The organism is Neorhizobium galegae (genome assembly GCF_021391675.1).
Classification (GTDB): domain Bacteria; phylum Pseudomonadota; class Alphaproteobacteria; order Rhizobiales; family Rhizobiaceae; genus Neorhizobium; species Neorhizobium galegae_B.
Window position 1 is genome coordinate 1,564,090 of record NZ_CP090095.1, and the last position, 16,980, is coordinate 1,581,069.

General features: G+C 61.8%; 13 protein-coding genes. 8 read left to right on the top strand and 5 right to left on the bottom strand.

Annotated features, from left to right (window positions below; genetic code table 11):
• Window positions 1-41: 41 nt before the first annotated feature.
• Window positions 42-530, bottom strand: a complete 489-nt coding sequence (locus LZK81_RS07875; RefSeq protein WP_233955719.1) for a MarR family winged helix-turn-helix transcriptional regulator — start codon at window positions 528-530, stop codon at window positions 42-44.
• 190 nt (window positions 531-720) lie between these two features.
• On the opposite strand from LZK81_RS07875, the gene LZK81_RS07880 reads away from it, so the two are divergent.
• Window positions 721-1,524, top strand: a complete 804-nt coding sequence (locus LZK81_RS07880) for an SDR family NAD(P)-dependent oxidoreductase (protein WP_233955720.1) — start codon at window positions 721-723, stop codon at window positions 1,522-1,524.
• Window positions 1,525-1,651: 127 nt separating this feature from the next.
• Here LZK81_RS07880 and LZK81_RS07885 read toward each other — a convergent pair whose 3' ends face one another.
• The gene (locus LZK81_RS07885; protein WP_233955721.1) at window positions 1,652-2,899 is read right to left on the bottom strand and encodes a cytochrome P450; all 1,248 of its coding nucleotides are present in this window, start codon (window positions 2,897-2,899) and stop codon (window positions 1,652-1,654) included.
• Between the two features lie 117 nt (window positions 2,900-3,016).
• Here LZK81_RS07885 and LZK81_RS07890 point away from each other — a divergent pair, with 117 nt between their 5' ends.
• Entirely contained in the window at window positions 3,017-3,838 is an 822-nt protein-coding gene (locus LZK81_RS07890) for a hypothetical protein (protein WP_233955722.1), read from the top strand.
• Here the strand turns inward: LZK81_RS07890 and ggt are convergent, their stop codons facing one another.
• Both ggt and LZK81_RS07900 read right to left on the bottom strand, forming a co-directional pair.
• The gene (ggt, locus tag LZK81_RS07895; RefSeq protein WP_233956502.1) at window positions 3,839-5,557 is read right to left on the bottom strand and encodes a gamma-glutamyltransferase; all 1,719 of its coding nucleotides are present in this window, start codon (window positions 5,555-5,557) and stop codon (window positions 3,839-3,841) included.
• A gap of 136 nt (window positions 5,558-5,693) precedes the next feature.
• Window positions 5,694-6,944: a GGDEF domain-containing protein gene (locus LZK81_RS07900; RefSeq protein ID WP_233955724.1), complete on the bottom strand. Its 1,251-nt coding sequence runs from the start codon at window positions 6,942-6,944 to the stop codon at window positions 5,694-5,696.
• A gap of 363 nt (window positions 6,945-7,307) precedes the next feature.
• Between LZK81_RS07900 and clpP the strand changes: the two genes are divergently transcribed.
• The 6 genes from clpP to LZK81_RS07930 all read left to right on the top strand — a co-directional run bounded on the left by clpP (window position 7,308) and on the right by LZK81_RS07930 (window position 15,710).
• Entirely contained in the window at window positions 7,308-7,940 is a 633-nt protein-coding gene (gene clpP, locus LZK81_RS07905; protein ID WP_038585636.1) for an ATP-dependent Clp endopeptidase proteolytic subunit ClpP, read from the top strand.
• A gap of 285 nt (window positions 7,941-8,225) precedes the next feature.
• Window positions 8,226-9,503 carry an ATP-dependent Clp protease ATP-binding subunit ClpX gene (gene clpX, locus LZK81_RS07910; RefSeq protein WP_007753415.1) on the top strand — a complete coding sequence of 426 codons (1,278 nt, stop codon included), beginning with the start codon at window positions 8,226-8,228 and terminating at the stop codon, window positions 9,501-9,503.
• A 406-nt stretch (window positions 9,504-9,909) separates the two neighbouring features.
• Complete coding sequence (lon, locus tag LZK81_RS07915) at window positions 9,910-12,330, top strand: endopeptidase La (RefSeq protein ID WP_046624289.1); 2,421 nt, start codon at window positions 9,910-9,912, stop codon at window positions 12,328-12,330.
• A gap of 201 nt (window positions 12,331-12,531) precedes the next feature.
• Entirely contained in the window at window positions 12,532-12,807 is a 276-nt protein-coding gene (hupB, locus tag LZK81_RS07920; RefSeq protein WP_007753405.1) for a DNA-binding protein HupB, read from the top strand.
• Window positions 12,808-12,988: 181 nt separating this feature from the next.
• Window positions 12,989-15,178, top strand: coding sequence for an esterase-like activity of phytase family protein (locus LZK81_RS07925; RefSeq protein ID WP_233955725.1), 2,190 nt, complete (start codon window positions 12,989-12,991; stop codon window positions 15,176-15,178).
• 64 nt (window positions 15,179-15,242) lie between these two features.
• Window positions 15,243-15,710, top strand: coding sequence for a GNAT family N-acetyltransferase (locus LZK81_RS07930; protein ID WP_046609921.1), 468 nt, complete (start codon window positions 15,243-15,245; stop codon window positions 15,708-15,710).
• A 169-nt stretch (window positions 15,711-15,879) separates the two neighbouring features.
• Here the strand turns inward: LZK81_RS07930 and LZK81_RS07935 are convergent, their stop codons facing one another.
• The gene (locus LZK81_RS07935; protein ID WP_233955727.1) at window positions 15,880-16,866 is read right to left on the bottom strand and encodes an aldo/keto reductase; all 987 of its coding nucleotides are present in this window, start codon (window positions 16,864-16,866) and stop codon (window positions 15,880-15,882) included.
• Window positions 16,867-16,980: the final 114 nt, after the last annotated feature.

Consider the following 16,980-nt stretch of genomic DNA (forward strand, 5'->3'; position numbering starts at 1 on the left):
GCTCAGCCCGGCTTAAAACAATAGCCGAGACCGATGACCTTTCAGTCGTTCCGATTGAAGGCCTTCGCGAATTCATCCGACGAAATGAACGCCAGCGTCCGCCGCAATTCCGCGGACTTTTCCTTGCCGAACGCCTTGTCGAAACGATCCTGGGCCACCTGCCAGCGGGCGGTGAGGTCGCGTTGCATGGCTGCGGCGGCGTCCGTCAGGCGGACGCGCTTGGCGCGGCGGTCCTGGGCGTCGGGCACCAGTTCCACCAGCCCGTCGCGGATCAGCGGCTTCAGGGTATGGCCGAGCGCCGAGAGGTCCATGACCATCGCCTCCGCGAGGTTTTTCAATGTGGGTTCGTTGGATCTGGCGATCTGCGACAACAGGGAGAATTGCGTTCCCTTGAGGCCCGTATCGCCCATCGCATCCTCATAGAGCTGGCCGAGATGCCGCGAGGCGCGGCGCACTGCGGTATTGCTGCAGTGAAGCCAGACGCCGTCTTCGTTCTGCCCCTGCCTGTCCTGCTTGTCTTTGTCCGTCATGTCTCGTTCCGATCCTGTCGCGGGACAATGCCCGCTTTTGGCTGGCCCTTCCACTCCGATGAAAAATTTGCGGACGCCCCTTGCAGCTTCAAATCGTGCCTTTCATATATAGTGGCATATACCAGTAAATTCCAGAGGCCGAAATGCCGGCCGCGACACCACCCGAAAAAACCTCTGAAGGAGACGGACCATGACCAATAACTCGAAACTCGGAACCGCACTCGTGACCGGCGCATCGTCAGGCATCGGCGCGACATATGCGGAAAAGCTCGCCAGGCGCGGCTATGATCTCGTCCTCGTCGCCCGCGACGCGGATCGGCTGAAGGCGCTTGCCGGCCGGCTGGCAAGCGAACATGGTGTCAAGGCAGATGTGCTGCGCGCCGACCTCAGCCAGCGCACCGATGTGCTCCTTGTCGATAAGCGCCTGCGCGAAGACGGTTCGATCACGCTCTTCGTCAACAATGCCGGCATCGGCCCGAAGGGCCCGCTGTTGAAGGCCGATCCGGATTATCTCGACCAGATGGTCGATCTCAACGTCACCGCCGCCAATCGCCTCGCGGTTGTGGCAGCCCAGGCCTTTGCCGCCCGGGGTAAGGGCGCCATCGTCAACATCGCCTCCGCCGTCGCACTCGCCGCAGAATTCTTCAGTGGCACTTATGCCGCCAGCAAGGCCTTCGTTCTGGCCCTGACGGAAGCCCTCGCTTCCGAGCTGAAGGACACCGGTGTCACGATCCAGGCAGTCCTGCCCGGTTATACCCGCACCGAAATCTTCGATCGCGTCGGCGGCTCGATGGATAGTCTCGACCCGAACTCGGTCATGGAAGTCAGCGACCTTGTCGATGCGGCGCTTGCCGGCCTGGACCGCGGCGAACTCGTCACCATGCCGTCGCTGACCGATACCCAGCTTTATGACACTTACACGGCCGCTCGAGGCGGGCTGCGTCCCTATCTGTCGCTCAACAAGCCCGCGGCCCGGTACGGCGTCACCGCCTAGGCTTGATCGCAAGAAAAGACCTGCGCAACTGCGGCAAACGTCAGCAGTTGCGCAGTGATTTTTCGCAGCTTTTTTAGCGGTTTACGCGAGCGCTTTGAGTTGCTGCCGATAAGCCGTCCCACGCCCGTCACCAAGCCAGGTCCAGCCGCTCCAGTCCATGGAAATGATAGACGTCCTTCACCACCGGCGGCACGGCGATCCGCATACCGGGCAGTCGCCGGAAGAGGATCGGCAGCACGGTGTTGAGTTCCAGCCTTGCAAGCGGTGCGCCGATGCAGAAATGGATGCCGGCGCCGAAGGAGAGGTTGGCGGCTTCCTGCCGGTCGGGCTTGAAGGCCAGCGGATCGGAGAATTTATTCGGATCGAGATTGGCGGCGGCGAGGATCAGGCTCACCTTGTCGCCGCGCTTGAAGGAAAGCCCGTCGACCTCGACGTCCTCGAGCGCCCAGCGCTGGAAGATATGCACGGGTGCGCAGATGCGCAGCGTCTCCTCGACCGTTCGCTCGGTCGCCGCCTCGTCGCGGAAAAGGTCTGCCGGCGGAAGGCCGCTCTCCAGGATCACCCGCACCGAATTGCCGATCTGATGCACCGTCGCTTCGTGGCCGGCATTGAGCAGTACGATGGTGGTCGAGACCAGTTCGTCGTTGGTGAGATACTGGCCCTTGTGTTCCGTGTGGATCATGTGGGTCAGCAGATCCTCGCGTGGCTCCCTGCGGCGCTCGGCGATCAGGCCTTTGACATAGTCGGAAAATTCCCCGGCCGCGCGGTCGGCGGCATGTTCGTCCTGCTGCGTCCGCTTGAACATGTACATGCCGACATAGGCATGCGACCAGGCGAGAAGCTGCGGCCCCATCTCGTCCGGGATGCCGATCATCCGGGCGATCATCGTCACCGGAATGATGTCGGCGAAGGAGGAGAGCAGCTCAGTCTCGCCTTGGCCCTCGAACCCGTCGATCAGCCTTTCGGCAAGCTCCGCGATCTCCGGCCGGAGCCTTTCGATATGGCGCGACACGAAGGCGCGGTTGACGAGCGTGCGGAGCCGCGTGTGCTCCGGCGGTTCCAGCTCCAGCAGCGAATACCGCTCGGCGAGATCGAAGTTCTCGAGATGAGCCAAGGGCTCGGGGAGGCCGAGTTCCTCCCGGCTGGCGATATGCAGGATCTGCCGGCCGAACCGCCGGTCGCGCAACAGCCCGTTCACATGGTCGTAGCCGGTGAACAACCATTGCCGCTGCTCTTCCCAGTAGAACGTCGGGCAATGTTCGTGGAGGAGGGCGTAGACGCGGTTAGGGTCGCTGTAGAAAGCCGGGTTGCGGCCGTCCAGCGAGACGTGGTGCGTTTGAGGATCGATGCGGAGAAAATCGGGCAGAATGGTCATGTCCGGAGACCTAGCGAATTTCAGCGGGTGGGGAAAGTGGGCCGAATTGACGCTATTCAGGATTGCGCGCATGGTCGGTCATGCACGGGGAGTTTGGGGCCTCGGGGGAGGGATGAATTGAAGCTGTCATCGCGCGAATACAAGCTGACGCTACACGCGCAGGAGTTTGCCGGCGACGAAGCCGCCTACCGTTCGAAGGCCGCGGATTTCTGGGCGGACACGGTCAATCGGCTGGGCGATGCCGGGATCGGCGCAAGCGGCAAACTGAATCTGCTGGAGCCGGACAAGCAGCGAAACGTGTTTTTCCTGGATACCGAGGACAAGGCCCTCTACGAGCGCTCGGACCTAGTTTTCCGCCTGCGACGGCCAGTCGCCTCCGAGGGCGATTGGGAGGCGACGCTGAAATTCCGCCATGGGGACCGTCTGCTCGCCGGAGCACAGACGTTCCGGCTTCGGGAGGGGCGCGGACGGGGCAAGTTTGAAGAGGACGTCAAGGCGGTTCCGCGATCCGGAATGCCGGGCTTGTGGGCGCTTTTCAGCCGCTCCGTCGAGGCCGGGTTCGGCCCCCGAAAGAAACTCCTGACCGTTGGCAACTGTCTCGCCCCTTTCGAGAAACTCGACGGCGCGTCACTGCCGCCGCTGAAGGAAAAGGTTCAGACCGTTTCGGGGCTGAAGGTGATCGAGCACGTCTTCGAGGACGGCTGGCTGGGCCTTTCGAAAAAGGTGGAGGCCGAGTGCGCGTTGATCCTCTGGTGGAAGGAAGACGAGGCGCAGAATCCGATCGCCGCCGAATTCAGTTTTCGTTTTCCCCTCGATGACGGCGAGGCGGACGCCAAGGTCGTCCGCAACGCCTGGACGGCTATGACCGTGCTCAGCGGCTCGCCGTTCGTCGATCCGAAAGGCAGGACGAAGACGGCGCTCGTCTACGGCGCCGATTGATCATTCTCCGACCGCCACGCCCTCGCGGCGCGGGTCCGCGCTGCCCACGAGACCGTTCGCGGTGATCTCGATCGCATGCAGTCCGGAATTCATCTCGCCCGGCTTCACCTCGTAACCCAGCGCCTTCAAAGGCTCGGCAAGCTTTTCGGCCTCGGTGCCGGCCTCGATCTCGTAAGGCCCGAACCGGTTGATGAAATGCGGCTGGGCGACGATCTGCTCCACCGGCATGTCCCAGTCGATATAGGCGATCAGAGCCTGCGCCACATAGCCGATGATCTGGCTGCCGCCGGGTGAGCCGATCGCCAGCAGCGGCTTGCCGTCCTTCATCACGATCGTCGGCGCCATCGAGGAGCGCGGCCGCTTGCCCGGCTCGACGCGGTTGGCGACAGGCAGGCTGCCGTCATGGGTCTTGAAGGAGAAGTCGGTGAGCTCGTTGTTGAGCAGGAAGCCGTTTGTCATCAGCCGCGAGCCGAAGCCGCTTTCGATCGTCGTGGTCATCGAGACGACGTTGCCCTCTCTGTCGACGATGGCGAAATGGCTGGTGGAGGGCATCTCGATCGCCGCGTCGCGGCCGAACAGCAGCGCGTGGTCCCATTCCGGCTCGCCGGCCTTCACCTGGTCGGCGCCAAGCGCTTTGGTGCCGTCGAGCAGGCCGGCGCGCTTGCCGAGATAGTCCTTCTTCAAAAGGCCCTTGATCGGCAAGGGCTGGAAATCCGGGTCGGCGAGGTAGCGCTCGCGGTCGGCAAAGGCGAGGCGCTGCGCGTCGCCGATGACCCGCCAGCTCCCAGGATTCCGTGGGCCGAGGGCCTTCACGTCGAAATTCTCGATCAGTCCGAGCATCTGGCCGACCGCGACCGCACCGGAGGAGGGCGGTCCCATGCCGCAGACGTCGAGCGCCCGATAGGCGGCGCAGACCGGCTCGCGTTCTTTGACGCGGTAATTGGCGAGATCGGCGAGCGACAGGACGCCGGGATTGCCCGGGGCTTCGCGCACGGCCTTGACGATCGCCTCGGCGATCGGCCCTTTGTAGAAGGCATCCGCGCCGCCGGTCGCAATCGCCTTCAGCGTCTCGGCATAGGCGGGGTTCTTGAGCACCGCGCCGGCCTTCAGCGGCGCGCCAGACGCGTCGTAGAAGTAACCCCTCGGACCATCGTGTTTCTTCAGCCGGTCGCCGTCGGCGGCGATCAGCGAAGCCATGCGGGGCGAGACCTGGAAACCGTCCGCGGCGAGCTTCTCCGCCCGTTCGAACAGGCTCGCCCAGTCGGCCTTGCCGTAGCGCTTGTGGACTTCGGAGAGGAGGCGCACGGTGCCCGGCGTGCCGACCGAACGGCCGCCGACAACCGCGTCCATGAATTTCAGCGGCTGGCCCTGCGCATCGAGGAAAAGTTTTGGCGTCGCCTCCATCGGCGCCGTCTCGCGGCCGTCGAAGGTGGTGAGCTTGTTGGAAGCCGCATCGTAATAGACGAGGAACGAGCCGCCGCCGAGGCCGGAGCTCTGCGGCTCGACGAGGCCGAGCACGGTTTGGACCGCGATCAGGGCGTCGATCGCATTGCCGCCCCTGGCGATCACGTCGCGCCCGGCTTCGGCCGCCAGCGGATTGGCGGCGGCGACCATGAAGTTTTTCGTCTCGACGCGCTTGGCCGACGTGAACCCCGTTGCCCGCTCCGGGGCAACGGTATCGGAAGCCTGCTGGGCAAGTGCCGTACCGGCCGAAAACATCGAGACGGAAAGCGCCGAGGAAAGAAAAATGCACGCGAAAAGTCTGATCCCCGAAAATCCTGCCCGCATGACGCACTCTCCGCGTTTGATCCCTGCGGACGAATGTGGGTTTCAGGATGAAGAGGACAAGAGGACGTCAGCGCTTGCCGAGCGACGCCATGCGTTTGAGAGCTGCGACCTGGTGGCTGGCGCGCACGTCGGTTGGTGCCTCGTCCTCACCCTGCCGGTCGACGGCCGGGACGACCGAGGCGTCGGTGCCGGTATCGATCGCCGTGCGATCACGACCGCCGTCCTTTGCGGTATAGAGCGCCCGGTCCGCGGTGCTGAGCAGAAGATCGAGGTCGGCGGTTTCCGCTGCTGCGAGCGCGATGCCGGCGCTGACGGTGACCGTGATGTTGTGCTCGCCCGTGACGATGGTCTGGCGCTTGAGCGTCAGGCGGATCGCTTCGGCTATGCTCGCGGCCTCGATCATATCGCCGACGCGCAGGATGGAGGCGAATTCTTCGCCGCCCATCCGGCCGAAGAAGCCGCGGCCGCGCATCGAGGTCTGGCCGACCTGCGAAAAGGCGATCAGCACCGTATCGCCGGCCTGGTGGCCGCAGCGGTCGTTGATCTGCTTGAAGCTGTCGAGATCGAAATGCAGGAAAGCAATCAGCGGCTTTTCCTCGTTCACGAGTTTTCTCAAGGCATGGAACTCGTCGATCAGTCCACGCCTGTTGAGAACGCCGGTCAGCGGGTCGGTGACCGCAAGCGTCTTGAGCTTCTCCTCGGAACGCTCGGTCAGCAGTTTGGCGCCGGTCATGACGATGGCGATGAGACAGACTGCCGCCGGGAAGAGCAGCCAGGCGGAGTGCGGCGAAGCACCGATGGTTTTCGCCTCGCCGGCGACCACCAGAACGGCGACGACGCCGTTTGCGCAGAATTGTACGGAGATGAAGGCCGCAAGCACCCGTCGCGTCATCTTCGACGCGCCATGGTTCCTGAGGAGAATATAGATCATGATCGCATGGCCGACCATCGTCGCGACATTATGGAGAGCCACCCGGTGGGCGAAGTTCTCGCGTATCGGATAAAGGAACATGCCCGCCACCCAAAGAAGCGCCGGGATGGCGATATAGGCTTCCACGGGCTTCCGGTCGAACTGCAGGAGGCCGGCGATCCACAGGCCGACACCGGCGAGCACCAGCGTATTGGCGATCTGGATGGAGACGAAATCGGGGATGTCGCCGCGCAACGCGACCAGGATGACGCCGATCCCGTGCAGCGCAAACCCGCTGCCCCAGCTCAGGTAGAAGCGGTCCCGCTCGTAATACCAGCGTGAGCACAGGAGGACGGCAAGCGTCAGCGCCTCCGCCGCCCAGATCATCAGGCCCGTTAAAATATCCACCCGAAACTCCAATACTCGATGTCGAGCGGGGCCAGCATGACACGCAGTCTTTAAGACGACGTTGCATCGAATCGCGGAAAATCCTGGGTTTGGCCGGTCGCGGCGGAATTTTCGAGACGATGTTCACGCCTGCTTTACCCTGATCGCGCAAAAACCTGTGCCATCAGGGAAAACGGGGCCTCTGCCGGCTGTGATCCGAGGAGAATCGTAATAGCGGTCAGCCTCGCGCATCCCCGGGCAGTTAAGGATATCGGATGCTCCGTCTTGAAGTACCGGGCGTTGACACTCTATGTAGGGATGACCCATTCCATTTGATTCCGGAGCGCTTATCCGCCTTCGGCAAGTGCTTGACAAAGGACGGACATGAGAAATCCAGTTGATACCGCAATGGCCTTGGTGCCGATGGTCGTCGAGCAGACCAATCGCGGTGAGCGCTCCTACGACATCTATTCGCGTCTTCTGAAAGAGCGCATCATCTTCCTCACCGGCCCCGTAGAAGACTATACGGCGTCGCTGATCTGCGCCCAGCTTCTCTTCCTGGAAGCGGAAAACCCCAAGAAGGAAATCGCTCTCTACATCAATTCGCCCGGCGGCGTCGTGACGGCCGGCATGGCGATCTACGATACGATGCAGTTCATCAGGCCGGCGGTTTCGACGCTCTGCATCGGCCAGGCAGCCTCGATGGGCTCGCTGCTCCTATGCGCCGGCGAGAAGGGGATGCGCTTTGCCACCCCGAACGCGCGCATCATGGTGCACCAGCCGTCCGGCGGCTTCCAGGGCCAGGCGTCCGATATCGAACGTCATGCCCGTGACATATTGAAGATGAAAAGACGTCTTAACGAGGTCTACGTGAAGCACACGGGCCGCACGTTGGAGGAAGTCGAAAAGACCCTCGACCGCGACCACTTCATGACTTCAGACGAAGCCCAGGATTGGGGCGTCATCGACAAGATCCTGACATCGCGTCAGGAAATGGAAGGTGGCTCCGGAGACTGAGTCTGATGGCGGGACCTGTGCACCTCACCCCGATGTGAGCAAAAAGGGGTTTCAAGTCGCACGGAAAGCGCTATTAGTACTTATTAATGCTGTGTTGAACTTTTGTGACATAGCATTCGTTTCTTAGGGGTTTCGTTGCCGCTGATCCCGCATGATGTGCGCAGGATCGGTAGAGTACCCTTAAGGCAAGGCAGGCGCGCGAGGCCCGTCGGGCGCGCGCCGGCAAGCGGTAGAGTGGACCGCGCCCGTTTTGACGTGAGTGCGGAGTGCTGGAAGGAAAGTGATATGAGCAAAGTCAGCGGCAGCAACGGCGGCGACTCCAAGAATACCCTGTATTGCTCTTTCTGCGGAAAGAGCCAGCACGAAGTCCGGAAGCTGATCGCCGGACCGACCGTATTCATCTGCGATGAATGCGTCGAACTGTGCATGGACATCATCCGCGAAGAGAACAAGACCTCGATGGTCAAGTCCCGCGACGGCGTGCCCACGCCTCAGGACATCATCAAGGTCCTCGACGAATACGTCATCGGCCAGAAGCAGGCCAAGCGCATCCTGTCGGTCGCGGTGCATAACCATTACAAGCGCCTGGCGCACGCCTCCAAGGGCGGCGACGTCGAGCTTGCGAAGTCGAACATCATGCTCGTCGGCCCGACCGGCTGCGGCAAGACCTATCTTGCCCAGACGCTCGCCCGCATCATCGACGTTCCCTTCACGATGGCCGATGCCACGACGCTGACCGAAGCCGGCTATGTCGGCGAGGACGTCGAAAACATCATCCTGAAGCTCCTGCAGGCTGCGGATTACAATGTCGAGCGCGCCCAGCGCGGCATCGTCTATATCGACGAAGTCGACAAGATCTCCCGCAAGTCGGACAACCCGTCCATCACCCGCGACGTGTCGGGCGAGGGCGTGCAGCAGGCACTTCTGAAGATCATGGAAGGCACGGTTGCCTCGGTCCCGCCGCAGGGCGGCCGCAAGCATCCGCAGCAGGAATTCCTGCAGGTCGACACGACGAACATCCTGTTCATCTGCGGCGGCGCCTTTGCGGGCCTCGACAAGATCATCTCGGCTCGCGGCGAAAAGACCTCGATCGGCTTCGGCGCCTCCGTGAAGTCTGCGGAAGACCGTCGCGTCGGCGAAGTGCTGCGCGAACTGGAGCCGGAAGATCTGGTCAAGTTCGGCCTCATTCCGGAATTCATCGGTCGTCTGCCGGTTCTGGCGACACTCGAAGACCTCGACGAGGACGCGCTGATCCAGATCCTGTCCGAGCCGAAGAATGCGCTGATCAAGCAGTACCAGCGCCTGTTCGAGATGGAAGACGTCGATCTGACATTCCACGAGGATGCGCTGCGCGAGATCGCCAAGCGGGCGATCACCCGCAAGACCGGCGCCCGCGGCCTGCGCTCGATCATGGAGAAGATTCTTCTCGACACCATGTTCGAACTGCCGACGCTCGAAGGCGTGCGCGAAGTGGTCATCTCGGACGACGTCGTGCGTGGAAACGCCCGGCCGCTCTACATCTATGCCGACCGGCAGGATGAAAAGGCGAACGTTTCGGCCTGATCCGCCCGTTCCGGACCGCACCATGCAAGAGGCCCTGTCGGGGCCTCTTTTTTATGTTGGTGGATAGCCTTGCTTATTTTGATTTTTCCACCATTTTTGCCTCGCGAAGAATTGCACCATATTCGTCTTGCATTAGAGACGGTGCGGGAAGATCATCGACGTTCGGGCTGCTTCGCCTGCAAGTGATCGCAGGTTGGCAGTTCCAGTGAGTCGCGTCCCGTGTCCTTGGCGTTCTGCGTGGCGTAGTGTGCGCACGCTTTGTAATACCCCTGTCACAATCCTATGCGGCGGCGGCCTTGCAAGGCTTGAAATCAAATTTCGAAAACTCCACTTTGGGCGAGAGTGAAGTGCCCGGGTGATTTACCCGGGACGTATCCCGGAAACGGGACGATGGAAAGGAAATGAAATGACGAATTCAACGTCTGCGACGCCTGGTAGCGAAACCTATCCGGTGCTGCCGCTGCGCGACATTGTGGTCTTTCCGCATATGATCGTGCCTTTGTTCGTCGGACGGGAGAAGTCTATTCGCGCGCTCGAAGAGGTGATGGGTTCCGACAAGCAGATCATGCTGGTCACCCAGATCAACGCCGGCGACGACGATCCCGAACCCTCGGCAATCTATAAGGTCGGCACCGTCGCCAACGTGCTGCAGCTCCTGAAGCTGCCCGACGGCACCGTCAAGGTTCTGGTCGAAGGCCGCTCGCGCGCCAAGATCGACGGCTATACCGACCGTGAAGAATTCTACGAGGCGACGGCGAGCGTTCTTGCCGAACCCGACGAGGATGCGGTCGAGGTCGAAGCCCTGTCGCGCTCCGTGGTTTCCGAGTTCGAAAACTACGTGAAGCTCAACAAGAAGATCTCCCCGGAAGTGGTGGGCGCCGCAAGCCAGATCGAGGATTATTCGAAGCTGGCCGATACGGTCGCGTCGCATCTGTCGATCAAGATCACCGAAAAGCAGGAAATGCTGGAAACGGTTTCCGTCAAGCTGCGCCTCGAAAAGGCGCTTGGCTTCATGGAAGGCGAAATCTCGGTCCTGCAGGTCGAGAAACGCATCCGCTCGCGTGTAAAGCGCCAGATGGAGAAGACCCAGCGCGAATACTACCTCAACGAACAGATGAAGGCGATCCAGAAGGAGCTCGGCGACGGCGAGGAAGGCCGCGACGAGATGGCCGAACTGGAAGAGCGCATCTCCAAGACCAAGCTGTCCAAGGAAGCCAAGGAAAAGGCCGATGCCGAGCTGAAGAAGCTCAAGCAGATGAGCCCGATGTCGGCGGAAGCCACGGTCGTGCGCAACTATCTCGACTGGCTGCTCGGCATTCCGTGGGCCAAGAAGTCGAAGGTCAAGGTCGACCTCAACAATGCCGAGAAGATCCTCGAAGCCGATCACTTCGGCCTCGACAAGGTCAAGGAACGCATCATCGAATATCTCGCCGTGCAGGCCCGTGCAACCAAGCTCAAGGGTCCGATCCTGTGCCTCGTCGGCCCTCCGGGCGTCGGCAAGACCTCGCTCGCCCAGTCGATCGCCAAGGCGACCGGCCGCGAATACGTGCGCATGGCTCTCGGCGGCGTCCGTGACGAAGCCGAAATCCGTGGTCACCGCCGCACCTATATCGGCTCGATGCCCGGCAAGGTCATCCAGTCGATGAAGAAGGCCAAGAAGTCCAACCCGCTCTTCCTGCTCGACGAGATCGACAAGATGGGCATGGATTTCCGCGGCGATCCGTCTTCGGCCCTGCTCGAAGTGCTGGATCCGGCGCAGAATTCGACCTTCATGGACCACTACCTGGAAGTCGAATACGACCTGTCCGACGTGATGTTCATCACCACGGCGAACACGCTGAACATCCCGGCTCCGCTGATGGACCGTATGGAAATCATCCGCATCGCCGGTTACACCGAGGATGAGAAGCGCGAGATCGCCAAGCGTCACCTTCTGCCGAAGGCGATCAAGGAACATGCCCTGCAGCCGAACGAATTCTCGATCACCGACGATGCCCTGATGGCGATCAGCCAGCAGTACACGCGGGAAGCCGGCGTTCGTAGCTACGAGCGCGAGCTGATGAAGCTCGCCCGCAAGGCGGTCACCGAGATCATCAAGGGCAAGACCAAGTCGGTTGCGATCACCGCGGCCAACATCTCCGACTACCTCGGCGTTCCGCGCTTCCGCCATGGCGAAGCCGAGGGCGAGGATCAGGTCGGCGTGGTCACGGGCCTCGCATGGACGGAAGTCGGTGGCGAGCTGCTGACGATCGAAGGCGTGATGATGCCGGGCAAGGGCCGCATGACGGTCACCGGCAACCTCAAGGAAGTCATGAAGGAATCCATCTCGGCGGCGGCATCCTATGTCCGCAGCAGAGCCGTGGATTTCGGCATCGAACCGCCGCGCTTCGACAAGTCGGACATCCACGTCCACGTTCCCGAAGGGGCGACCCCGAAGGACGGCCCGTCGGCCGGTGTCGGCATGGCAACCGCGATCGTCTCGATCATGACCGGCATTGCCGTTCGCAAGGACGTGGCGATGACGGGCGAGATCACTCTTCGCGGCCGCGTGCTGCCGATCGGCGGCCTCAAGGAAAAGCTGCTTGCCGCCCTTCGCGGCAACATCAAGACCGTTCTGATCCCGGAAGAAAACGCCAAGGATCTGGCCGAGATTCCGGATAACGTGAAGAACAACATGGAGATCATTCCGGTTTCCCGCATGGGTGAGGTGATCCGTCACGCGCTCGTCCGTCAGCCGGAAGCGATCGAATGGGATGGTACGGTGGAAACGCCGCTGATCACCACGGTCGAAGGCGTGGACGACACAGGCGTTGCCGTCGCACACTGATCGATAGCCTTTTGGGTTATGCCAAATTGGCACCAGCAATGAAAAAAGCCGGCACAACGCCGGCTTTTTTTGTGAAAAATAACGCGTACCCCTTGTTTTTCAGGCGATTGCGGAGCTTTTGGGTTGCCACGGGCGGGCGCCTGACTATTGTCTGCCCCGATTACATGAGTCGTTCCAAAACCGTTTGAAAGGGGTGGAAACATGAATAAGAATGAGTTGGTATCCGCAGTGGCCGAGAAGGCCGGCCTCTCCAAGGCTGATGCCGCATCCGCTGTAGACGCCGTTTTTGAGACCGTACAGGCTGAACTGAAGAAGGGCGGCGATATCCGTCTTGCCGGTTTCGGCAGCTTCTCCGTTTCCCGTCGCGAAGCGTCCAAGGGTCGTAATCCGTCGACCGGCGCCGAAGTCGACATCCCGGCACGTAACGTGCCGAAGTTCTCGGCCGGCAAGGGCCTGAAGGACGCAGTCAACAGCTAACGCGCTGCCTTTGAGGCATCCTGTTACAGTCTCGCATTTGAAAAGGCCCGGGTTTTTCCCGGGCCTTTTTTTACGAACAGCTAATCTCCGCCGGCCAGGACGCCGGATGCGAAAACTGTCATCCGCCTGTCACGACCGTGGCTCACAAGCCACCTGTGTTTCATGGACAGGAGGGCTTCCCATGACGTTTTCACTTCGTGCCGCGTTGACCGCAGCACTTCTTGCTTCCGTTGCCGTGCCGGCGAGCGCCGAGCAGGTTTTCAACCGCATCGCGTCTTTCCCCGTCGCCGCCAATCTTCCCGCCGACAAGGACAAACTGAGCCCGAGCTCGGCCGAAATCGTCACCGCCAGCGAAGACGGCATGACGCTCATCTATACCGATAGCCCGCTCGGCGCGATCGGCTTCGTCGACATCACCGATCCGAAGGCCCCGAAGGCGCTCGGCGCGCTCACCTTCAAGGGCGAACCGACCTCGGTTGCGTCGGTCGGCAAGAAGGTTCTCGCCGCCGTCAACACCGGCGAAAGCAAGCAGAAGCCGACCGGCATCCTCGCCGTCGTCGACATTGCGACGAAGAAGGTCGACCTGACCTGCGATCTTGGCGGCCAGCCGGATTCGATCACCGTCTCCAAGGACAAGACCTTTGCCGCGATCGCCATCGAGAACGAGCGCGACGAGGACGTCAACGATGGCGCCCTCCCGCAGATGCCGGCCGGCGACCTGGTGATCGTCTCCCTGAAGGACGGCACCGCCGACTGCGCCTCGATCAAGCACGTGACGCTGACCGGCCTTGCCGGTGTCGCGCCGGAAGATCCGGAGCCGGAATTCGTCGCCATCAACGACAATGGCGAAATTGCCCTGACAATGCAGGAAAACAACGAGATCGTCATCATCGACGGTAAGACCGGCCAGGTCACCGGCCACTTCTCCGCCGGCAAGGCCGATCTCGAAGGCATCGACAACAAGACCGACGGCCAGCTGTCCTTCACCGGCAAGGCTTCGGCGCTGCGCGAGCCTGACGCCGTCAAGTGGCTCGACAACAACCGCCTGGTCGTCGCCAACGAAGGTGACTGGAAGGGCGGCTCGCGCGGCTTCACCATCTTCGATCGCACCGGCAAGGTTCTCTACGAATCAGGCGCCTCGCTGGAGCGCGCGGTTGCCCGCCTCGGCCATTTCCCGGAAAAGCGCGCGCGTTCGAAGGGCATCGAGGTCGAAGGCATGGAAGCCGCGACCTTCAACGGCCAGAAGTATTTTTTCCTGCTCGCCGAACGCGCCTCGGTTGTCGCCGTCTACAAGGACACCGGTGCCGAACCGCAGCTCATGCAGATCCTGCCCTCGGGCATCTCGCCGGAAGGTGCCGTCGCCATTCCGGGCCGCAACCTGTTTGCGACTGCCAATGAAGTCGATCTCGGCAAGGACGGCGGCGCCCGTTCGCATGTGATGATCTACGCCCTGGAAGAAGGCGTGGCCAACTATCCGAAGCTCGTCTCCAAGGATGTCGACGGCAATGTGCTCGGCTGGGGCGCGCTCTCGGGCCTGGTCGGCGACGCCCAGAAGGACGGCATCCTCTATGCCGTCAGCGACTCGGTCTACAACATGCAGCCGTCGATCTTCACCATCGATACCACCAGGAAGCCCGCCGAAATCACCAGCGTCCTGCGCATCACCCGCGGCGGCCAGCCGGCCCAGAAACTCGACATCGAGGGCATCGCGCTCGACGGCAAGGGCGGTTTCTGGCTGGCGTCGGAAGGCGACTCGGCCAAGCTGACCGGCCATGGCCTCTACAACGTCGATGCCAAGGGCGAGATCAAGGCAGAGATCGGCCTGCCAGCAGACCTGCTCGCCGGCGAGACCCGCTTCGGTTTCGAAGGCGTGACGACGGTCGGGTCAGGCGACGACATGGTCCTGTGGATGGCGATGCAGCGCGAATGGAAGGATGACCCGAAGGGTACCGTCAAGCTCGTCTCCTACAAGCCGAAGTCCAAGGAATGGGGCGCCGTGCGCTACCCGCTCGACAAGGCCGGGGCCGGTTGGGTCGGCCTTTCTGAAATCACCGCCCATGGCGACTACGTCTACATCATCGAGCGCGACAACCTGATCGGCGATGCCGCCAAGCTGAAGAAGCTCTATCGGGTGGCGATCGCCGACCTGAAACCGGCCAAGATCGGCACCGATCTGCCGGTGGTCAAGAAGGAAGAAGCCCACGATTTCATCCCGGATCTGAAGGCTTCGAACGGCTATGTGGTCGACAAGCTGGAAGGCTTCACCTTCGACAAGTCCGGCAAGGCCTTCGCGGTCACCGACAACGACGGCGTCGATGACAGCTCCGGCGAGACGCTGTTCTTCCCGGTCGATCTCAAGGGCACCAACTAAGCTCTTGAAGGCTGAAGCGGAAAAGGCCGGGTTTTGCCCGGCCTTTTTTGTGTAAAGAGACACAATGGGTATTGGCTTGGAACTGGCGTCCGCGGCGCACAAACCTCTGCTGAGGGATCTTCTTTCCGAATACCTCACGGAGTCCGAAAGATATGGCGGCTCCGGCCCCGACTACCCGTATTTCGATGCCTATTGGCTGGAGCCAGGAAGCCGCTGGCCCTATCTCGTTCGACGGAACGGCGAATGCATCGGCTTCGCCTTCGTCAACACTTGGTCCGCATCCGGCCGCGGCACCGATTTCTCGATCGCCGAGTTCTATATCGTTCCGCAAGCGCGAGGGCATGGTGCTGGACGCGACGCAGCGACCGCCGTCCTGCACGCGCATCCTGGCCTCTGGGAACTGAACGTCATGGCGTTGAATACGCCGGCCCAGGCTTTCTGGCCTCGGGTGATCGACGCTGCCGGAGGGCGGAACGTGGAGCGGGTGAAATCCGATAGTGGGACGATCTACCGGTTCACGATTGGCGTGTAGAAGAAAAGCTAAGCACCGTCGGCGATAGCCCCTCATCCGGCTGCCGCCACCTTCTCCCCGTTCTGACGCGGAGAAGGGACTTGTGGCATGGTCGGTGCTCCATCTTCCTTCTCCCCGTCAGAACGGGGAGAAGGTCCCGGCAGGGGGATGAGGGGCAAGCTCGGCGTCTCTACCAGCGCTGATGCACATGCGGGGCAACCAGCCGCGCATAGATTTCCTTGGTGGCCGTCATCACGTCGGCCGAAAGCGCGGCAAGTTCTGCCGCCGCCGCATTGCCCCTGGCCTGAGCCTCGTTGCGGGCGCCCGGAATGACGACCGTCACCGCCTCGTTCATCAGTATCCATTTCAGCGCGAAAGCCGCCATCGGCGCTCCCTGCGGCACCAGCTTACGGACTTCCTCGACCGCCTGGAGGCCGACTTCGAACGGCACGCCGGCAAAAGTCTCGCCGACATCGAAGGCATCGCCATGCCGGTTGAAGTTGCGATGGTCGTCCTTGGCAAAGGCTGTATCGCGAGAAATCTTGCCGGACAGCAGCCCGCTGGCGAGCGGTACACGGACGATGACCGCGACATTCTTCCGCCTGGCCTCATTGAAGAACAGGTCGGCCGGGCGCTGGCGAAAGATGTTGTAGATGATCTGGATGCTGGTGACGTCGGGATACTCGATCGCCTTCAGCGCTTCCTCGACCTTCTCGACGCTGACTCCGTAATTCTTGATCTTGCCGGCGCGACGCAGATCGTCGAGCGCGCCAAAAACTTCCGGGTGGTAGAGGACTTCGGTCGGCGGGCAGTGGAGCTGCACGAGGTCGAGGCTGTCGATTTCGAGGTTCTTGAGGCTGCGGTCGATGAAGCCTTCGAGATTGGCCTTGGTATAGCCCTCAGTGACATGCGGGCTGAGGCGCCGGCCGGCCTTGGTCGCGACCATCGGGCGATTGCCGCCGAGCGATTTCAGGACACCGGCAATGATCTTTTCCGAACGACCGTCGCCATAAACGTCGGCGGTGTCGATGAAGGTGACGCCGGCGTCGAGCGCCGCTTCCAGCGCCTTCGCCCCGTCCGCCTGACTGACGTCGCCCCAGGAGCCGCCGATCTGCCAGGCGCCGAAACCGATCTCGCTGACGGTGAAGGATGTGCGTCCGAACGCATGGTTTCTCATGGTGTCCTCCGAGTTTGATTGGGCTATCCACAGGCTGCGGAACCCCGAGCTTTCTTCCCGCCCGGCATTTGCCTAAAACACCTGATCAGCTCCGGCAATCAAAACAAGCGATTC